18 protein-coding genes are annotated in these 18,135 nt (G+C 53.8%); 11 read left to right on the forward strand and 7 right to left on the reverse strand.

The genetic code is table 11. The features are described from left to right. Positions 1-2 precede the first annotated feature (2 nt). Positions 3-365, reverse strand: coding sequence for a DUF3302 domain-containing protein (locus tag BZK41_RS22770; protein ID WP_048227313.1), 363 nt, complete (start codon positions 363-365; stop codon positions 3-5). A 530-nt stretch (positions 366-895) separates the two neighbouring features. Between BZK41_RS22770 and mtlA the strand changes: the two genes are divergently transcribed. The 3 genes from mtlA to mtlR all read left to right on the forward strand — a co-directional run bounded on the left by mtlA (position 896) and on the right by mtlR (position 4,767). Further along, positions 896-2,818 carry a PTS mannitol transporter subunit IICBA gene (gene mtlA, locus BZK41_RS22780; protein WP_079939675.1) on the forward strand — a complete coding sequence of 641 codons (1,923 nt, stop codon included), beginning with the start codon at positions 896-898 and terminating at the stop codon, positions 2,816-2,818. A 213-nt stretch (positions 2,819-3,031) separates the two neighbouring features. After that, positions 3,032-4,180 (forward strand): mannitol-1-phosphate 5-dehydrogenase, encoded by a 1,149-nt coding sequence (mtlD, locus tag BZK41_RS22790; RefSeq protein WP_123268900.1) that lies wholly within the window; start codon positions 3,032-3,034, stop codon positions 4,178-4,180. Beyond that, positions 4,177-4,767: a mannitol operon repressor MtlR gene (mtlR, locus tag BZK41_RS22795; RefSeq protein ID WP_079939678.1), complete on the forward strand. Its 591-nt coding sequence runs from the start codon at positions 4,177-4,179 to the stop codon at positions 4,765-4,767. The genes mtlD and mtlR overlap by 4 nt, the downstream gene beginning before the upstream one ends. A 12-nt stretch (positions 4,768-4,779) precedes the next feature. Here mtlR and BZK41_RS22800 read toward each other — a convergent pair whose 3' ends face one another. Beyond that, complete coding sequence (locus tag BZK41_RS22800; RefSeq protein ID WP_003827334.1) at positions 4,780-4,986, reverse strand: hypothetical protein; 207 nt, start codon at positions 4,984-4,986, stop codon at positions 4,780-4,782. A 292-nt stretch (positions 4,987-5,278) separates the two neighbouring features. On the opposite strand from BZK41_RS22800, the gene BZK41_RS22805 reads away from it, so the two are divergent. The 6 genes from BZK41_RS22805 to trmL all read left to right on the forward strand — a co-directional run bounded on the left by BZK41_RS22805 (position 5,279) and on the right by trmL (position 11,699). Further along, the gene (locus tag BZK41_RS22805) at positions 5,279-5,641 is read left to right on the forward strand and encodes a YibL family ribosome-associated protein (protein WP_043018722.1); all 363 of its coding nucleotides are present in this window, start codon (positions 5,279-5,281) and stop codon (positions 5,639-5,641) included. A 262-nt stretch (positions 5,642-5,903) separates the two neighbouring features. Then, positions 5,904-7,559, forward strand: a complete 1,656-nt coding sequence (gene lldP / locus BZK41_RS22810; RefSeq protein ID WP_003827332.1) for an L-lactate permease — start codon at positions 5,904-5,906, stop codon at positions 7,557-7,559. Beyond that, positions 7,556-8,332 carry a transcriptional regulator LldR gene (lldR, locus tag BZK41_RS22815; protein ID WP_079939679.1) on the forward strand — a complete coding sequence of 259 codons (777 nt, stop codon included), beginning with the start codon at positions 7,556-7,558 and terminating at the stop codon, positions 8,330-8,332. The genes lldP and lldR overlap by 4 nt, the downstream gene beginning before the upstream one ends. Beyond that, the gene (gene lldD, locus BZK41_RS22820) at positions 8,329-9,519 is read left to right on the forward strand and encodes an FMN-dependent L-lactate dehydrogenase LldD (protein ID WP_079939680.1); all 1,191 of its coding nucleotides are present in this window, start codon (positions 8,329-8,331) and stop codon (positions 9,517-9,519) included. Before lldR ends, lldD begins: the two co-directional genes overlap by 4 nt. Positions 9,520-9,838: 319 nt before the next feature. Further along, entirely contained in the window at positions 9,839-11,179 is a 1,341-nt protein-coding gene (locus BZK41_RS22825; protein ID WP_003844545.1) for an aromatic acid/H+ symport family MFS transporter, read from the forward strand. 46 nt (positions 11,180-11,225) lie between these two features. Beyond that, entirely contained in the window at positions 11,226-11,699 is a 474-nt protein-coding gene (gene trmL / locus BZK41_RS22830; RefSeq protein ID WP_003827329.1) for a tRNA (uridine(34)/cytosine(34)/5-carboxymethylaminomethyluridine(34)-2'-O)-methyltransferase TrmL, read from the forward strand. A gap of 181 nt (positions 11,700-11,880) precedes the next feature. Here the strand turns inward: trmL and cysE are convergent, their stop codons facing one another. From cysE to BZK41_RS22855, 5 genes are all read right to left on the reverse strand, one after another. Next, entirely contained in the window at positions 11,881-12,702 is an 822-nt protein-coding gene (gene cysE / locus BZK41_RS22835; protein WP_016154965.1) for a serine O-acetyltransferase, read from the reverse strand. A 77-nt stretch (positions 12,703-12,779) separates the two neighbouring features. After that, positions 12,780-13,799 carry an NAD(P)H-dependent glycerol-3-phosphate dehydrogenase gene (gene gpsA / locus BZK41_RS22840; protein WP_008786462.1) on the reverse strand — a complete coding sequence of 340 codons (1,020 nt, stop codon included), beginning with the start codon at positions 13,797-13,799 and terminating at the stop codon, positions 12,780-12,782. Next, positions 13,799-14,266, reverse strand: coding sequence for a protein-export chaperone SecB (gene secB, locus BZK41_RS22845; RefSeq protein ID WP_003024155.1), 468 nt, complete (start codon positions 14,264-14,266; stop codon positions 13,799-13,801). The genes gpsA and secB overlap by 1 nt, the downstream gene beginning before the upstream one ends. Positions 14,267-14,312: 46 nt before the next feature. Continuing rightward, positions 14,313-14,564 (reverse strand): glutaredoxin 3, encoded by a 252-nt coding sequence (gene grxC, locus BZK41_RS22850; RefSeq protein WP_003024152.1) that lies wholly within the window; start codon positions 14,562-14,564, stop codon positions 14,313-14,315. Between the two features lie 52 nt (positions 14,565-14,616). Further along, positions 14,617-15,048 carry a rhodanese-like domain-containing protein gene (locus tag BZK41_RS22855; RefSeq protein ID WP_003024148.1) on the reverse strand — a complete coding sequence of 144 codons (432 nt, stop codon included), beginning with the start codon at positions 15,046-15,048 and terminating at the stop codon, positions 14,617-14,619. 249 nt (positions 15,049-15,297) lie between these two features. On the opposite strand from BZK41_RS22855, the gene gpmM reads away from it, so the two are divergent. Further along, positions 15,298-16,842, forward strand: coding sequence for a 2,3-bisphosphoglycerate-independent phosphoglycerate mutase (gene gpmM, locus BZK41_RS22865; protein WP_043018843.1), 1,545 nt, complete (start codon positions 15,298-15,300; stop codon positions 16,840-16,842). A 33-nt stretch (positions 16,843-16,875) separates the two neighbouring features. After that, positions 16,876-18,135, forward strand: coding sequence for a murein hydrolase activator EnvC (gene envC / locus BZK41_RS22870; protein ID WP_231504629.1), 1,260 nt, complete (start codon positions 16,876-16,878; stop codon positions 18,133-18,135).

An 18,135-nucleotide genomic window follows, 5' to 3' on the forward strand; every position in this document is an offset into this window, starting at 1 on the left:
GATTAAATCTCCGGAAAGGTGGAGTTATCGGTTTTTTTCTCCCCATCCAGTCTTTTTTCCAACTGGGTGATGCGCGCTGCCAGCGCGGCAATCTCAGGGTCTGGCTCCTTTCCGGTCGGCGTGATGTGCGATTGCATTCCCCACCCCTTTTCAGGCTGGTAGAGCGTGGCCCAAATCCACAGGAACGGCCAAATAACATGCAGTGTAAAAAGGCTCACCCAGCCCGCCGTATGGATGGCATCGGCATGGGGATGGTTGCGCTTTTTAGCCATGTTATAGGGGATATCGTGGATGGCGATGATTCCATAAAACAGAACCAGAAATACGAAGATCAGCACGCCCAACGCGAAATAATTTAGAAACATACCTGCCTCGAATTCACGCTAATTAGAGTTTTTTTATGCCGGCAGCCGTATGTACCCAGGCTGATGTTTTGAACATAACTGCAGTTTGGGTTTTTCGCCATACCACAAAAAAAATATTTTTTCTGGTGATAAGTTGCTTTGTTTTGCAATAAAAATGTCGGAGGGAGAACCTGCTGTAGATCACATCCGTTCAAATCCAGATGAAAATACTTTGTGATTTACATCACAAAGATTCAACAAACAGCAAAAGCAAAAACGTGAATTAGTTCACATTTATCCGCCTTTTTTGGCTAATTCCGATCCAGCGATGTTTTTTTGTACCGCTATTTCGTGATTAAGATCACATTAACTAACGCCATACACCCTATATTTACGTGACGAAAGTCACACAAAGACCCGTCGACTGGACAGTTGAACGATTCAGTGCCAGATTTCGCAGTATCTACAGGGTCCGGCTACCTCCTGCCGCTACATTAACAAACCTCGGGCTTTCAGCCTGCGCGATAGCAAACATAAGAAGGGGTGTTTTTATGTCATCCGATATTAAGATCAAGGTGCAAAGCTTTGGTCGATTCCTCAGCAACATGGTGATGCCAAATATCGGCGCGTTTATCGCGTGGGGTATTATCACCGCATTATTCATTCCGACAGGGTGGTTGCCGAACGAAACGCTGGCGAAGCTGGTCGGCCCAATGATCACCTATCTGCTGCCGCTGCTGATCGGCTATACCGGTGGTAAGCTGGTTGGCGGTGAGCGTGGCGGCGTGGTTGGTGCTATCACCACCATGGGCGTTATCGTCGGTGCAGATATGCCAATGTTCCTCGGCGCGATGATCGCAGGTCCGCTGGGTGGCTGGGCTATCAAACATTTCGACAACTGGGTAGACGGTAAGATCAAGTCCGGTTTTGAGATGCTGGTGAATAACTTCTCCGCTGGCATCATCGGTATGATCCTCGCCATTCTGGCATTCCTCGGCATTGGCCCATTGGTTGAAGCGCTGTCCAAAATTCTGGCGGCGGGCGTTAACTTCATGGTTGTCCATGACATGCTGCCGCTGGCGTCTATCTTCGTTGAACCGGCGAAAATCCTGTTCCTCAACAACGCCATCAACCACGGTATTTTCTCACCGCTGGGTATTCAGCAGTCCCATGAGATGGGCAAATCCATCTTCTTCCTGATTGAAGCTAACCCGGGTCCGGGTATGGGCGTTCTGCTGGCGTACATGTTCTTCGGTCGCGGCAGCGCTAAGCAGTCTGCGGGCGGCGCGGCTATCATCCACTTCCTGGGCGGTATCCACGAAATTTACTTCCCGTACGTGCTGATGAACCCGCGTCTGATCCTGGCCGTTATCCTCGGCGGTATGACTGGCGTATTTACTCTGACTATCCTGAACGGCGGTCTGGTTTCTCCGGCGTCTCCGGGTTCTATCCTGGCCGTGCTGGCAATGACACCGAAGGGCGCATACTTCGCTAACATCGCTGCTATCTGTGCTGCTATGGCAGTCTCCTTTGTGGTCTCTGCCATTCTGCTGAAAACCAGCAAAGTGAAAGAAGATGATGACATTGATGCCGCAACCCGTCGTATGAACGATATGAAAGCGGAATCCAAAGGCGCATCTCCACTGGCGGCTGGCGACGTAACCAACGACCTGAGCCATGTGCGTAAAATCATCGTTGCCTGCGATGCCGGTATGGGTTCCAGCGCCATGGGTGCAGGCGTACTGCGTAAGAAAGTGCAGGATGCCGGTCTGTCTCAGATTTCCGTCACTAACAGCGCGATTAACAATCTGCCGCCGGATGTGGATCTGGTCATTACCCACCGTGACCTGACCGAACGCGCGATGCGCCAGGTGCCTCAGGCACAGCACATTTCGCTGACCAACTTCCTCGACAGCGGCCTGTACTCCAGCCTGACCGAACGTCTGGTTGCAGCACAGCGCCACAATGTGAATGAAGAGAAAGTCCGCGATCACCTGAAAGACAGCTTTGAAGAGGGTGATACCCGCCTGTTCAAACTGGGCGCGGAGAATATCTTCCTTGGCCTTAAAGCCACTCAGAAAGAAGAAGCGATTCGTTTTGCTGGTGAGCAGCTGGTGAAAGGCGGTTACGTTGAGCCAGAGTACGTTGAGGCGATGCTGGACCGCGAAAAACTGACCCCGACTTACCTGGGTGAGTCCATCGCAGTACCGCACGGTACGGTTGAAGCCAAAGACCGCGTGCTGAAAACCGGTGTGGTGTTCTGCCAGTACCCGGAAGGCGTTCGCTTCGGTGAAGAAGAAGACGATATTGCCCGCCTGGTGATTGGTATCGCAGCGCGTAACAACGAGCACATCCAGGTGATTACCAGCCTGACCAACGCTCTGGATGATGAATCCGTGATCGAACGTCTGGCCCATACCACCAGCGTGGATGAAGTTCTGGAACTGCTGGCAGGTAAAAAGCTTAACAGTTAAGTATCTCCAAAATAGTTCGAGCTGCAGGAAGGCGGCAACGCAGCGAATCCCCAGGAGCGTACACAAGTACGTGACTGGGGTGAGCGAGGAGAGCCAACGCATCTGCAGTTCGAAATATGAAGGCGATATCCTCTCCCTTGTGGAGAGGGTTAGGTTGAGGGAAAAGCCTCACCCCAGCCCTCTTGGGTAAAAACATTAATGAAGGTTAATACTATGAAAGCATTACATTTTGGCGCAGGTAATATCGGTCGTGGCTTTATCGGCAAACTGCTGGCGGACGCGGGGATACAGCTGACGTTCGCGGATGTAAACCAGGTCGTTCTCGATGCCTTGAATGCCCGTCATAGCTATCAGGTTCATGTGGTGGGTGAAAACGAGCAGGTTGATACCGTTTCTGGCGTCAATGCCGTCAGCAGCATTGGCGATGATGTCGTCGATCTGATTGCCCACGTAGATTTAGTCACTACCGCCGTCGGTCCGGTCGTGCTTGAACGCATCGCTCCGGCCATCGCCAAAGGGCTGGTTAAACGCAAGGCGCAGGGCATCACTACTCCGCTGAATATCATCGCCTGTGAAAACATGGTGCGCGGAACGACCCAGTTGAAAGGCCACGTAATGAACGCGCTGGCAGATGAAGATAAAGCCTGGGTTGAAGAACATGTTGGCTTTGTCGATTCCGCCGTGGACCGCATTGTTCCGCCTTCGGCTTCAGCAACTAACGATCCGCTGGAAGTTACCGTAGAAACCTTCAGTGAGTGGATTGTCGACAAAACACAGTTCAAAGGTGAACTGCCAAATATCCCAGGAATGGAATTAACTGATAACCTGATGGCATTTGTCGAACGTAAACTCTTCACGCTGAACACCGGGCATGCTATAACCGCGTACCTCGGAAAATTGACCGGTCATCAGACCATCCGTGACGCGATTCTCGACGAGAAAATCCGCGCAGTGGTAAAAGGTGCGATGGAAGAGAGCGGCGCGGTCCTGATCAAACGCTATGGCTTTGATGCAGCAAAACATGCGGCATACATTCAGAAAATCCTCGGTCGCTTTGAAAACCCGTATCTGAAAGATGACGTTGAGCGCGTGGGCCGTCAGCCGCTGCGTAAGCTGAGCGCGGGCGATCGCCTGATTAAACCGCTGCTGGGCACGCTGGAGTATGGTCTGCCGCACGCCAATCTGGTCACCGGTATTGCCGCTGCAATGCACTATCGCAGTGAGGAAGATCCGCAGGCACAGGAACTGGCCGCGCTGATTGACGAAAAAGGCCCACAAGCCGCGCTGGCGCAGGTTTCCGGTCTGGATGCCAACAGTGACGTGGTGGCGGAGGCGGTTAACGCATATAACGCAACCAAATGATAGAGAATGTGGCGCAGGTCAGCCTGCGCCCAAATGACAGATTGTCAGATATGCAGGCAATAATGGAACAAACGCAGGCCTTTGAAAATCGTGTGCTTGAGCGTCTGAATGCTGGCAAAACCGTACGCAGCTTCCTCATCACCGCCGTAGAACTGCTCACCGAGGCGGTGAATATCCTTGTGCTTCAGGTATTTCGCAAAGACGACTATGCGGTGAAATACGCCGTAGAACCGCTGCTCGACGGCGATGGGCCGCTGGGCGATCTTTCCGTTCGTTTGAAGTTAATCTACGGTCTGGGCGTACTCAGTCGCCCGGAGTACGAAGATGCTGAGCTCCTGATGGCGCTGCGGGAAGAGTTAAACCACGATGGCAATGAATACGCGTTTACTGACGACGAAATTCTTGGACCGTTTGGCGAACTCCACTGCGTGACGGCACTCCCGCCGCCACCCCAGTTTGATACCTCAGACACTGGTTTGCACGCGATGCAGATCCAGCGCTACCAGCAGATGGTGCGCTCCACGATGGTACTTTCCCTGACCGAGCTGATTTCTAAAATCAGCTTAAAAAAAGCCTTTCAAAAATAAGACCCTGCAGGCTTACTTCTCTTCCTGCTGTGGTCGATATAGCTGCCGATAATACGCCAGACGTTGCAGATACAGCTGCGCATTCTCCTGCGGTATTTCAGAAGGGACAACGTTGCGCGGCGGTGTTTTATTCAGATATTCGCGAAAAGCCTGGCTTGAAGCCATAAAATCGACCGTCTTATCAATCAGGACCGAAACATTTTCACCTATTTTCGCCATAATCTTCCCTCCTCCATGTATTAACCACGCTCAGCCTGCGCGGTTGATCGTTTAAGTTTAGGATCGGTTGGGCAATTACATTGAGGAAAACGTGCTTCACTATGAACCCGCCAATAAAAAGCACCATGGCCAATCTTATCGCTTAAAATCCTTTATTAATCAAAATGGTAGTATTTTCATTAGCTGAATAATACTTGCAACATTTGATTATTTATCTTCGATTAGTTGTGAATAATCCCGCTCTGCGCGCATACTATAGGATATTCATCCTATTTTTATCAGAAGCTATCCTATGAAAGAAGTCGAAAAAAACGAAATTAAACGCCTGAGCGATCGTCTGGACGCTATCCGCCACCAGCAGGCTGACCTGTCTCTGGTTGAAGCCGCCGACAAATATGCCGAGCTGGAGCAAGAGAAAGAAACCCTGGAAACTGAAATTGCGCGTCTGCGTGAAGTCCATGGTCAGAAGCTGAGCAAAGAAGCGCAAAAGCTGACGAAACTCCCTTTTCGTCGTGCCATCACCAAAAAAGAGCAGGCCGACATGGGCAAGCTGAAGAAGAGCGTGCGCGGCCTGATCGTCGTTCACCCAATGACCGAGCTTGGCCGTGAAATGGGCCTGAAAGAGATGACGGGCTTCGCGAAGAGCGAGTTCTAATCTCCCGCCGGGCAACATCCGCTTGCCCGGTCCTCCACTTCCTCTCGCAATTGGCCCTACCAATTTTAGCCAGATACCACAACCCACTCACATTTCATTAAAATTAACCCACAATACTGTTGCCAACACATAACATATGATTAACCATTTGTTGTCATTATCCCTACACAACAATATTGGCAGGGCCACTTTTACACATAATGTGACGAAGATTTGAGCAAAGACTCATTCCATTATGTTGGCGGCCCCGAGGAGACCTGCAATGAACCTCTGGCAACAGAACTATGACCCGGCCGGTAATATCTGGCTTTCCAGCCTGATCGCATCGCTCCCTATCCTGTTCTTTTTCTTCGCCCTGATTAAGCTCAAGCTGAAAGGCTATGTTGCGGCGTCATGGACGGTGGTGATCGCTTTATCGGTCGCCCTGCTGTTTTACAAAATGCCGGTCGATCACGCACTGGCTTCCGTAGTGTACGGTTTCTTCTACGGTCTGTGGCCAATTGCCTGGATCATTATCGCCGCGGTATTCGTCTATAAAATCTCGGTGAAGACCGGGCAGTTCGACATTATCCGCTCATCGATACTCTCGATTACCCCAGACCAGCGTCTGCAAATGCTGATTGTCGGTTTCTCCTTTGGGGCATTCCTCGAAGGGGCAGCAGGTTTCGGTGCTCCGGTAGCGATTACCGCCGCACTGCTGGTTGGCCTTGGCTTTAACCCGCTGTATGCGGCAGGTTTGTGCCTGATCGTAAACACCGCGCCGGTCGCTTTTGGCGCAATGGGCATTCCGATTCTGGTTGCCGGTCAGGTTACCGGACTGGACAGCTTCGAGATTGGCCAGATGGTGGGCCGTCAACTGCCGTTCCTGACTATTATCGTGCTGTTCTGGATTATGGCGATTATGGATGGCTGGCGTGGTGTCAAAGAAACCTGGCCTGCGGTGATGGTCGCTGGCGGCTCATTTGCTATCGCGCAGTACCTCAGCTCTAACTTTATCGGGCCGGAACTGCCGGACATCATCTCTTCTCTGGTTTCGCTGGTGTGTCTGACGCTGTTCCTGAAGCGATGGCAACCGGTACGCATCTTCCGCTTTGGCGATATGGGCGCTTCGCAGGTCGATATGGACCTGTCACGCACCCGCTACACCGCTGGCCAGGTGGTACGCGCCTGGTCACCGTTCCTGTTCCTGACCGCTACCGTCACGCTGTGGAGCATACCGCCGTTTAAAGCGCTGTTTGCGCCCGGCGGCGCGATGTACCACTGGGTGGTCAATATTCCGGTTCCGTTCCTCGACAAGCTGGTTGCCCGTATGCCGCCGGTCGTACACGAAGCCACAGCCTACGCGGCGGTGTACAAATTTGACTGGTTCTCTGCGACCGGTACCGCGATCCTGTTTGCCGCCCTGCTGTCTATCGTCTGGCTGAAGATGAAGCCCTCTGCTGCGCTGCAGACCTTTGGCAGCACGCTGAAAGATCTGGCGCTGCCTATCTACTCCATCGGGATGGTGCTGGCATTCGCGTTTATCTCTAACTACTCCGGGCTTTCATCCACCCTGGCGCTGGCCCTGGCACACACCGGCAGCGCGTTTACCTTCTTCTCGCCGTTCCTCGGCTGGCTGGGGGTATTCCTGACTGGATCCGACACCTCATCAAACGCACTGTTTGCCGCCCTGCAGGCCACAGCCGCTCAGCAAATCGGCGTATCAGACGTACTGATGGTAGCGGCAAATACCACCGGCGGCGTGACCGGCAAGATGATCTCTCCACAGTCCATTGCTATCGCCTGTGCGGCAGTAGGATTAGTAGGGAAAGAGTCTGACCTGTTCCGCTTTACCGTGAAGCACAGCCTGATTTTCACCTGCATGGTGGGTGTGATTACCACGCTGCAGGCCTATGTCTTAACCTGGATGATTCCATGATAGTGATGCCCAGACGCCTGTCAGACGAAGTCGCATCTCGTGTGCGGGCGCTGATTGAAGAACAGCAGCTGGAGGCGGGCATGAAGTTGCCCGCTGAGCGCCAGCTGGCCGTACAGCTCGGCGTATCACGCAACTCGCTGCGCGAGGCGTTAGCAAAGCTGGTGAGTGAAGGCGTACTGATTAGCCGTCGCGGCGGCGGGACGTTTATCCGCTGGCAGCATGAGGCCTGGTCTGAACAGAACATTGTTCAGCCGCTGAAAACATTGCTGGCGGACGACCCTGATTACAGTTTCGATATTCTGGAAGCTCGCCACGCCATCGAAGCCAGCACCGCCTGGCACGCAGCCATGCGCGCCACTGTTGCCGACAAAGAGAAAATCAAGCTCTGTTTTGAGGCCACGCAAAGCGAAGATCCGGATCTCGCCTCACAGGCTGACGTGCGCTTTCATCTCGCCATTGCGGAGGCCTCGCACAACGTGGTGCTGTTACAGACCATGCGCGGTTTCTTCGACGTATTGCAGTCTTCGGTGAAACAGAGCCGCCAGCGTATGTACCTCGTGCCGCCCGTATTTTCACAGCTGACGGCACAACATCAGGCCGTACTGGATGCCATTGTTGCCGGAGATGCCGACGGAGCGCGCAAAGCGATGATGGCGCACCTCAGTTTTGTCCACACCACGATTAAACGATTTGATGAAGATCAGGCCCGCCAGGCGCGAATCACCCGCCTGCCCGGTGACCCTGGTGAGAATAGCAGGGAGAACAACACATGATTATTTCAGCAGCCAGCGACTATCGCGCCGCAGCCCAGCGCATCCTACCCCCCTTCTTGTTCCACTACATTGACGGTGGGGCGTATGCAGAGCACACTCTGCGCCGTAACGTGACGGACCTGTCGGAGGTGGCACTTCGCCAGCGCGTGCTGAAGAATATGTCCGACCTGAGCCTGGAGACAAAGCTGTTCAACGAAACGCTCTCCATGCCGGTGGCCCTCGCGCCCGTTGGACTGTGCGGCATGTACGCACGCCGGGGCGAAGTTCAGGCCGCCGCCGCCGCTGATGCCAAAGGTATTCCGTTTACGCTTTCCACGGTATCCGTATGCCCGATTGAAGAAGTCGCTCCAACCATCAAGCGTCCGATGTGGTTTCAGCTGTATGTTCTGCGCGATCGTGGTTTTATGCGTAACGCACTGGAGCGCGCCAAAGCAGCGGGTTGCTCCACGCTGGTCTTTACCGTCGATATGCCAACACCTGGCGCACGCTACCGTGACGCCCATTCCGGGATGAGCGGCCCGAATGCCGCACTGCGCCGCTACTGGCAGGCTGTCACCCATCCACAGTGGGCATGGGACGTTGGCCTGAACGGTCGCCCGCATGATTTAGGCAATATCTCGACTTATCTTGGCAAACCCACTGGCCTTGAGGACTACATCGGCTGGCTGGCGAATAACTTCGATCCGTCAATTTCCTGGAAAGACCTCGAATGGATCCGTGAATTCTGGGATGGCCCGATGGTGATCAAAGGGATCCTCGATCCTGAAGATGCCCGCGACGCCGTACGCTTTGGCGCGGATGGCATCGTTGTCTCTAACCACGGTGGTCGCCAGTTAGACGGCGTGCTGTCTTCAGCTCGCGCGTTACCCGCTATTGCCGATGCGGTAAAAGGCGATATCACCATTCTGGCAGACAGTGGGATCCGCAACGGCCTGGACGTCGTACGTATGATTGCGCTGGGCGCGGATAGTGTTCTGCTGGGGCGTGCTTATCTGTACGCGCTGGCAACCCACGGTCAGGCCGGGGTGGCGAATCTGCTGAATCTAATCGAGAAAGAGATGAAGGTGGCAATGACCCTGACCGGGGCAAAATCGATTAGCGAAATCAGTCGTGATTCGCTGGTACAAGAACTGGGTAAGAGCCTGCCTGCTGCGCTGGCACCTCTGGTTCAGGGTAGCGCAGCGTAACAATATCCCCATAAAACCCACTTTCTGCATGGTCGGCCTGTTCTCAGTCCGGCCATTTTTTATCCAAAAATAACGACCAATTAACATTTATAATCAATATATTTGACAACTTTTTATCCACCTGTCAAATGTATATACAAGCTAATACAACAGCATTTTATACATGTACCCTAAATAATTCGAGCTGCAGGAAGGCGTCAACGCAGCGAATCTCAGGAGCGTACATAAGTACGTGACTGGGGTGAGCAAGTAAAGCCAACGCACATGCAGCCTGAAGTATGACGGGTAGACAACAATCATCATAACGGGCGAGGGTGACATGGCTTATTCCGGAAAAGTGAATATCCAGCAGGCAATAGACGACAGTCCTTTTTCGCGCTTCCACTGGGTCATTATTGTCCTGGGCTTTCTGGTTCTAGCCATCGACGGCTTCGATACGGCGGCGATGGGCTATATTGCCCCCACGCTCTCAGCTGATTGGGGCATCAAGAAGCAGGATCTCGGGCCGGTGTTAAGCGCCGCGCTATTGGGGCTCTCATTTGGTGCATTATTAGCCGGACCGATTTCCGATCGTATGGGCCGTAAGCGCGTTCTGGTCTTTTCCTGCCTGTTCTTTGGCCTCGCCAGTCTGGGCACCGCCTATGCACAGACGCTGAATATGCTCACTTTCTGGCGCTTTCTCACCGGGCTTGGGCTTGGCGCGGCAATGCCCAATGCCATTACCCTGGTGTCAGAATTCGCCCCCAAACGCTGTCGCTCCATGGCGATTAACACCATGTACTGCGGCTTTCCGTTAGGCGCTGCGGGCGGCGGCGTGATCTCCTCCTGGCTAATCCCCAACTACGGCTGGCACAGTGTTCTGCTTGCCGGTGCGATCGCCCCGCTGGCCCTCACCGTGCTGTTGGTGCTGTTCCTGCCGGAGTCGGTGAAGTATCTGGTTCACCGCGGTAAAGGGATTGCACAGGTTAAACGCATTGCTCAACGCTTTATGTCGGGAAGTCTGGAACAGGTTACCCAGTTTTATCTGGATGAAGACCGCGTCACGGTCAAAAAAGGCAGCGTGGCACAGTTATTCAGTATGCCCTGGCTGCCGGGTACGCTGATGCTCTGGATGACCTATTTTATGGGACTGGTTATCTATTACGTACTGCTGAGCTGGATGCCAACGCTGATGCTGGGAATGGGTTATCCGCTGGCTGAATCTGCCTGGTTGACGTCGCTGTTTACCTTCGGTGGTACGGCGGGGATCCTGCTGGCCGGTTGGCTAATGGACCGTTGGGAAGCGCATAAAGTGGTGTCACTCGGCTTTATTCTGACGATGCTGTTTGCCCTCGCTCTCGGGTTTGAACATAACCATATCATCCTGTTCGGCGCACTGATCTTCCTGATGGGGATTACCATGAACGGCGCGCAGTCCGGGCTGCAAACGCTGGCCGCAACGTTTTATCCAACCCATTGCCGCGCAACAGGCATTGCCTGGATGCAGGGCGTAGGCCGCTTCGGTGGCGTAGCCGGAACGATGATGAGCGCCCAGCTGCTTTCCCTACAATGGCAGGCAGACAGTATATTAATGTTCCTCAGCCTTCCTGCGCTGGTCGCAGCTGCCGCAACGATTTACAAACTGCAACGCTATAAACCGCACGCGCTGACCGTCGCATAGTACCCGCTCTTTCTGCTATTCTGCCCCCCGTTATCAAGGGGGCAGTATGCTTAACATCGTTTTATTCGAACCAGAAATCCCGCCAAATACCGGCAATATTATCCGTCTTTGCGCCAATACCGGCTTTCGTCTGCATATTATTGAGCCAATGGGCTTTACCTGGGACGACAAGCGCCTGCGTCGCGCGGGGCTGGATTACCATGAATTTACCGCTGTGCTGCGCCACCCTGATTACGCCGCCTTCGTCGCCGCAGAAAATCCGCAACGTCTGTTTGCCCTGACCACCAAAGGTACGCCAGCGCATAGCGCGGTAAGCTATCAGGATGGGGATTATCTGATGTTTGGCCCGGAAACTCGCGGTCTGCCAGCCAGCATCCTCGACGCACTGCCAGCTGAACAAAAAATTCGTATTCCGATGATGCCGGACAGTCGCAGTATGAACCTGTCGAATGCGGTGTCGGTGGTGGTGTATGAGGCCTGGCGCCAGTTAGGTTATCCCGGCGCGGTATTGCGTAGTTGATTTTTGTCGGATGGCGGCTGACGCCTTATCCGACCTACGAAAAAATTTACCGTTATTTTTCGAGCGTTATCGGCGCAGTCAGGTTGGACACGGACTGCGCTTGCCGACCTGCGCGTACACGTAGTACGTGAGGATGGCGAGTACAGCCCGGGTTCAAGATGACAAGTAAGATAGCTCGAAATCAGATCCCATCGCCGTATTCGAAAGTATGATGAATCCCGTTGAAATGCTGATCCATATCCATAGACGGTTTATCGCTGTCTGGCTTGCCGACGATGCGTGCAGGAACGCCTGCGGCGGTGGTATGCGGCGGTACGGGCTGTAGCACGACCGAACCTGCGCCAATCTTCGCGCCGCGCCCGACTTCAATGTTGCCGAGAATTTTTGCGCCCGCGCCAATCATCACGCCTTCACGAATTTTCGGATGACGATCGCCGCCGGCTTTACCAGTCCCGCCCAGCGTGACGGATTGCAGAATAGAGACGTCGTTTTCAATCACTGCCGTTTCACCAACCACAATGCCGGTGGCGTGATCGAGCATAATCCCACGACCAATTTTTGCCGCCGGGTGAATATCTACCTGGAAGCTAACGGATACCTGATTTTGCAGGAAGATCGCCAGCGCCTGACGCCCCTGATGCCACAGCCAGTGACCGATACGGTAGGCCTGAAGCGCATGAAAACCCTTCAGGTACAGAAGTGGAGTGGAATATTTATCGACAGCGGGGTCACGCGTACGTACCGCCTGAATATCACAGGCCGCCGAGGCAATCATTTCAGGATCGGCCGCGTAGGCCTCTTCCACGACTTCGCGAATCGCAATGGCGGGCATGATCGGAGAAGCGAGTTTATTCGCCAGCATATAGCTTAGCGCACTGCCGAGATTTTCATGCTTGAGCAGCGTTGCGTGGTAAAAACTGGCCAGCATTGGCTCACATTCTGCCAGTGCCCGGGCTTCTGCTTTAATGTTTTTCCAGACGATATCCAGTTCTTCACACGGCATTGCGTACTCCAGAAGGTAGCAAAACGACCGACCCGTTCTTCGCGGGTCGGGTCGTTATATTCAACAGTTCCTTACAGCTAGTGGCGACTCAGCTCGTCCTTGCGTGCACGGCCTAATAACGTCAATGCTGCCTCGCGCGCGTTTTTTCCGCAATACAATACTTGATAAATTTCCTCGGTTATTGGCATCTCAACACCAAAACGGTGCGCCAATTCACGAACTTCTTTCGTATTGCGATAGCCTTCAACCACTTGGCCAATCTTGTCCTGCGCGCCCTGCACGTCCATCCCCTGGCCGAGCATCATGCCAAAACGACGGTTGCGCGACTGGTTGTCGGTACAGGTCAGCACCAGATCGCCTAAACCCGCCATCCCCATAAAGGTGGCAGGATCGGCACCCAGCGCCGCACCAAGACGAGACATTTCGGTCAACCCACGGGTGATCAATGCGGTTCGTGCATTCGCGCCGAAACCGATGCCGTCAGACATCCCTGCGCCAATGGCAATAACGTTTTTCACCGCACCGCCAAGCTGCACACCAATGAAATCCGGATTGCTGTAAACGCGGAAGCTTTTGCCGCAATGCAGCAACTGCTGGAGATCGTCAGCAAAGGTGTCGTCCGTCGAGGCCAGAGAAATCGCCGTCGGCATGCCCGCAGCCAGCTCTTTGGCGAACGTCGGACCGGAGATGACCGCCAGTGGAATTGAGTCCCCCAGCGCTTCACGCGCGACGTCCTGCAGCAGACGCCCTGTTTCCGCTTCCAGACCTTTTGTCGCCCAGACCAGTCGTGCGTCAGGACGCATCAATGGTTTGATGTTACGCAGCACTTCGCCAAAGACGTGGCTCGGCACCACCACCAGAATATTACGACTGGCGGCCAGCGCAGTGGCTAAATCACTTTCCAGGCGCAACGTATCGGGAAAAGGCACATCAGGGAGGAACGCGACGTTGCAGCGATCGTGCTCGAGAGTCGCGATATGTTTCGGATCATGGCCCCACAGGACAACCTGATGGCCATTTCTTGCCAGGGTGATGGCAAGAGCGGTGCCGTACGAGCCGGCACCAATCACAGTCATTGAAGCATTACTTTGGTTCATCAGGCATCCTGATGTTCTTCAGTACCTTCGCCAGCCTGCTGCTGTAAATAGTTCATGAACAGCGCATCAAAGTTGACCGGCGCAAGGTTCAGTTGCGGGAATGTACCGCGTGAAACCAGGCTGGTGATGCATTCGCGGGCATACGGGAACAGAATGTTCGGGCAGTATGCGCCCAGGCAATGCGCCATCTGAGTCCCTTCGATACCACTGATGGAGAAAATACCGCCCTGCTGAACTTCGCACAGGAACGCAGTTTCTTCACCCAGGGAAGCCGTTACGGTGACACGCAGCACTACTTCATACACATCATCTGCCAGTTGGGTAGATGCGGTATCAAGATCCAGTTTAACCTCTGGCTGCCAATCTTTCTGGAAAACATGCGGTGCATTTGGCGCTTCGAAAGACACATCCTTGGTATAGATACGTTGGATCTGGAAAGCCATTTCAGTGTTATTTTGTTCTGACATGTTGAGAAAACCCTTTAGTGTTGTCCTTTAAATACTTCGGTACGCCTTAACGCAGCAGCGGATCCAGTCCACCACGCGCATCCAACGCATACAAGTCGTCACAACCACCAATGTGCTGTGCATCAATAAAAATCTGCGGAACCGTAGTACGGCCACTGCGCTTGATCATCTCTTCACGCTTCACGGCATCGCCGTCAATCGGAAGCTCCTGGAAACTCACACCCTTGCTATTCAACAGCGCCTTTGCACGATGGCAAAACGGGCAGGTTGCTTTGGTATAGATCTCAATATTGGCCATGACTTATCTCCAGTGTTCTTTTTACCCTGCGGCATGAAAGAAGACGGGTAAATTACTTGCCGCGAACCAGTGGCAGATTCTCACCACTCCAGCCCGCTACGCCATCTTTCAGTACAGACACCTGCTCAAAACCGGCTTTAATCAGCGCAGTCGCTGAATCCTGGCACTGCATGCCTGAGCCATCAACCACAATAACAGGTTTGTTTTTGTGTTTTTCCAGTTCGCCAAAGTTGTTGGCTTTGATTTCGCTCGGCAGCAGGTTAGTGGAGCCAGCGATATGACCTTTGCGGAAGTCGTCGCGCTGACGTAAATCCACGACAACGGCGTCTTCTTTATTGATGAGACGTGTGGCTTCTCCGCGCGTAATCACCTTCACTTTGGAAGTCAGGCTCTTAAACGTGGTAAATAATACAGCCGCCAGTAACGCAATCCAGGCGATACTCAATACAGGGTGGCGACTAACAAATTGCATAATTTCTTGCATGGGGGGTAACAACTCCCGACTCAGTGATTAAAAAAACCAGGAAAGGAGTATACCTGCGCGTTGGCGCAAATACAGCCAGAGCGTGCATTGGATTGCATTTTTGCGGGGCGCTACGGAAAAAAAAACCTAAAACCACGCCCTCTGCGGCGCGCTCTGGTCGATTATTTGATCTTCTGGGGCTACTTTATCGATTCAGCTGTAGTAAAATTACGCAATTATTTTTTATCTATTAAGTGTGAGGTTGTCGCAATGTCGGTTTCTAAAAAACCTATGGTACTGGTGATTCTGGATGGCTATGGCTATCGCGAAGACAGCCAGGATAACGCCATCTTTAATGCCAAAACCCCGGTAATGGATGCCCTGTGGGCAAAACGTCCGCATACCCTGATTGATGCGTCTGGCCTGGAAGTTGGCCTGCCCGATCGCCAGATGGGCAACTCCGAAGTGGGTCACGTCAACCTGGGCGCGGGCCGCATCGTGTATCAGGACCTGACCCGTCTGGATGTAGAAATTAAAGAGCGTACTTTCTTCGCTAACCCGGTGCTGACCAATGCGGTCGACCAGGCAAAAAATAGCGGCAAAGCGGTACACATTATGGGTCTTCTCTCCGCGGGCGGCGTTCACAGCCACGAAGATCACATCATGGCGATGGTAGAAATGGCCGCTGAACGTGGCGCTGAGAAAATCTACCTGCACGCTTTCCTTGATGGCCGTGATACCCCGCCGCGCAGCGCTGAACATTCACTGCAGAAATTCGAAGAGAAATTTGCCGCGCTGGGCAAAGGCCGCGTAGCGTCCATCATTGGTCGTTACTACGCTATGGACCGCGACAACCGTTGGGATCGCGTTGAACAGGCTTATGACCTGATGACGCTGGCAAAAGGTGAGTTCCAGTTCGCTACGGCGGTTGAAGGCCTGCAAGCTGCTTATGCCCGCGACGAAAACGACGAATTCGTGAAAGCGACCGTGATCCGTGCTGAAGGCCAGGCTGAAGCCGCCATGGAAGACGGCGATACGCTGATTTTCATGAACTTCCGTGCTGACCGTGCGCGTGAAATCACCCGTGCGTTTGTTAACGCTGACTTCGACGGCTTCGCCCGTAAGAAAGTCGTTAACCTCAACTTTGTGATGCTGACCGAATACGCGGCCGACATCAAAACTGCGGTTGCTTACCCGCCAGCCTCTCTGGCTAACACCCTTGGCGAGTGGATGGCGAAGAACGACAAAACGCAGCTGCGTATTTCCGAAACTGAAAAATATGCACACGTGACCTTCTTCTTCAACGGCGGCGTAGAAGAACCGTTCAAAGGCGAAGACCGCATCCTGATCAACTCGCCGAAAGTTGCGACCTACGATCTGCAGCCGGAAATGAGCTCTGCTGAGCTGACCGAAAAACTGGTTGCTGCGATTGAGAGTGGAAAATACGACACCATCATTTGTAACTACCCGAACGGCGACATGGTTGGTCACACCGGGGTGATGGAAGCAGCGGTTAAAGCGGTTGAAGCGCTGGATCACTGCGTTGAGCAGGTGACTAAAGCGGTTGAATCCGTTGGCGGCCAACTGCTGATCACCGCAGACCACGGTAACGCAGAGCAGATGCGCGATCCGTCCACCGGTCAGGCGCACACAGCGCACACCAACCTGCCCGTTCCGCTGATTTATGTCGGTGGTAAGAACGTCAAAGCAGTTGAAGGCGGCAAACTTTCTGATATCGCCCCGACGATGCTGACGCTGATGGGTATGGAAATCCCGCAAGAGATGACTGGTAAGCCGCTGTTCATCGTGGAATAATCCCTCCCCATGAGGGGAAAGGCGATTAATACCATCACTCGGGCCGTGAAACCGCGTAAGTTTTCAGTCAGGCCCTTGTTCTACGCCAGCGCGCTTAGCGCTGGCGTATTGCTGTGCGCCTTTTCCGCCCACGCGGACGAACGCGACCAGCTCAAATCTATTCAGGCCGATATCGCGGCAAAAGAACGCGCGGTACGCCAACAGCAACAACAACGCGCCACCCTCCTCGCTCAGCTTAAAGCTCAGGAACAAGCCATCGCCGTTGCTGCAAGGCAGTTGCGCGAAACGCAAAACTCACTGGCACAACTGAATGCGCAAATCGCAGAGATGAATGCAGCACTCGCGAAGCTGGAAAAGCAACGAGCAGCGCAAGAACGCAGCCTTGCAGCCCAACTTGATGCAGCATTTCGCCAGGGCGAACACACCGGTATTCAGCTTATCCTCAGCGGGGAAGAGAGCCAGCGCGGGCAACGCCTGCAGGCCTATTTCGGCTATCTGAACCAGGCGCGACAGGAAACTATCGCACAGTTGAAACAAACCCGCGAAGAGGTCGACTCGCAAAAAGCCGAGCTGGAAGATAAGCAGAGCGAGCAGCAGACGCTTCTGTACGAACAGCGCGCTCAGCAGGCTAAGCTGGAACAGGCACGTAACGAACGCCAGAAAACGCTTTCGAGTCTGGAATCATCGATTCAACAGGGGCAACAGCAACTGGGCGAAATGCGCGCCAACGAATCCCGTCTGCGCAACAGCATTGCCCGCGCCGAAGCCGCAGCCAAAGCTCGTGCCGAACGTGAAGCACGCGAGGCTCAGGCCGTACGCGATAAGCAACAGGATGCGTCGCGAAAAGGCTCAACCTATAAACCGACCGAAAGTGAAAAATCACTGATGTCGCGTACCGGCGGTTTGGGTTCGCCTCGCGGTCAGGCATTCTGGCCCGTTCGTGGTCCAACTCTACATCGTTATGGCGAACAGCTGCAGGGTGAGCTACGTTGGAAGGGGATGGTTATTGGCGCATCCGAAGGCACCGAAGTTAAAGCCATTGCCGATGGTCGCGTCATTCTGGCGGACTGGCTGCAGGGCTATGGCCTGGTAGTCGTCGTAGAACACGGTAAAGGCGATATGAGCCTGTACGGTTATAACCAGAGCGCACTGGTCAGCGTCGGTACGCAGGTTCGCGCCGGGCAGCCTATAGCACTTGTGGGTAGCAGCGGCGGTCAGGGCAGGCCGGCACTCTATTTCGAAATTCGTCGCCAGGGTCAGGCGGTCAATCCACAGCCGTGGTTGGGAAGATAA

The organism is Citrobacter sp. A316 (genome assembly GCF_002042945.1).
Taxonomy (GTDB): domain Bacteria; phylum Pseudomonadota; class Gammaproteobacteria; order Enterobacterales; family Enterobacteriaceae; genus Citrobacter; species Citrobacter portucalensis.

What these genes read in the sequence shown, in the direction of transcription:
- BZK41_RS22770 (WP_048227313.1), bottom strand. Translation starts at nt 365, where the DNA reads ATGTTTCTAAATTATTTCGCGTTGGGCGTGCTGATCTTCGTATTTCTG.
- secB (WP_003024155.1), bottom strand. Translation starts at nt 14,266, where the DNA reads ATGTCAGAACAAAATAACACTGAAATGGCTTTCCAGATCCAACGTATC.
- mtlR (WP_079939678.1), top strand. Translation starts at nt 4,177, where the DNA reads ATGATAGAGAATGTGGCGCAGGTCAGCCTGCGCCCAAATGACAGATTG.
- lldD (WP_079939680.1), top strand. Translation starts at nt 8,329, where the DNA reads ATGATTATTTCAGCAGCCAGCGACTATCGCGCCGCAGCCCAGCGCATC.
- lldR (WP_079939679.1), top strand. Translation starts at nt 7,556, where the DNA reads ATGATAGTGATGCCCAGACGCCTGTCAGACGAAGTCGCATCTCGTGTG.
- cysE (WP_016154965.1), bottom strand. Translation starts at nt 12,702, where the DNA reads ATGCCGTGTGAAGAACTGGATATCGTCTGGAAAAACATTAAAGCAGAA.
- mtlD (WP_123268900.1), top strand. Translation starts at nt 3,032, where the DNA reads ATGAAAGCATTACATTTTGGCGCAGGTAATATCGGTCGTGGCTTTATC.
- mtlA (WP_079939675.1), top strand. Translation starts at nt 896, where the DNA reads ATGTCATCCGATATTAAGATCAAGGTGCAAAGCTTTGGTCGATTCCTC.
- gpmM (WP_043018843.1), top strand. Translation starts at nt 15,298, where the DNA reads ATGTCGGTTTCTAAAAAACCTATGGTACTGGTGATTCTGGATGGCTAT.
- BZK41_RS22805 (WP_043018722.1), top strand. Translation starts at nt 5,279, where the DNA reads ATGAAAGAAGTCGAAAAAAACGAAATTAAACGCCTGAGCGATCGTCTG.
- BZK41_RS22800 (WP_003827334.1), bottom strand. Translation starts at nt 4,986, where the DNA reads ATGGCGAAAATAGGTGAAAATGTTTCGGTCCTGATTGATAAGACGGTC.
- BZK41_RS22825 (WP_003844545.1), top strand. Translation starts at nt 9,839, where the DNA reads ATGGCTTATTCCGGAAAAGTGAATATCCAGCAGGCAATAGACGACAGT.
- grxC (WP_003024152.1), bottom strand. Translation starts at nt 14,564, where the DNA reads ATGGCCAATATTGAGATCTATACCAAAGCAACCTGCCCGTTTTGCCAT.
- lldP (WP_003827332.1), top strand. Translation starts at nt 5,904, where the DNA reads ATGAACCTCTGGCAACAGAACTATGACCCGGCCGGTAATATCTGGCTT.
- trmL (WP_003827329.1), top strand. Translation starts at nt 11,226, where the DNA reads ATGCTTAACATCGTTTTATTCGAACCAGAAATCCCGCCAAATACCGGC.
- BZK41_RS22855 (WP_003024148.1), bottom strand. Translation starts at nt 15,048, where the DNA reads ATGCAAGAAATTATGCAATTTGTTAGTCGCCACCCTGTATTGAGTATC.
- gpsA (WP_008786462.1), bottom strand. Translation starts at nt 13,799, where the DNA reads ATGAACCAAAGTAATGCTTCAATGACTGTGATTGGTGCCGGCTCGTAC.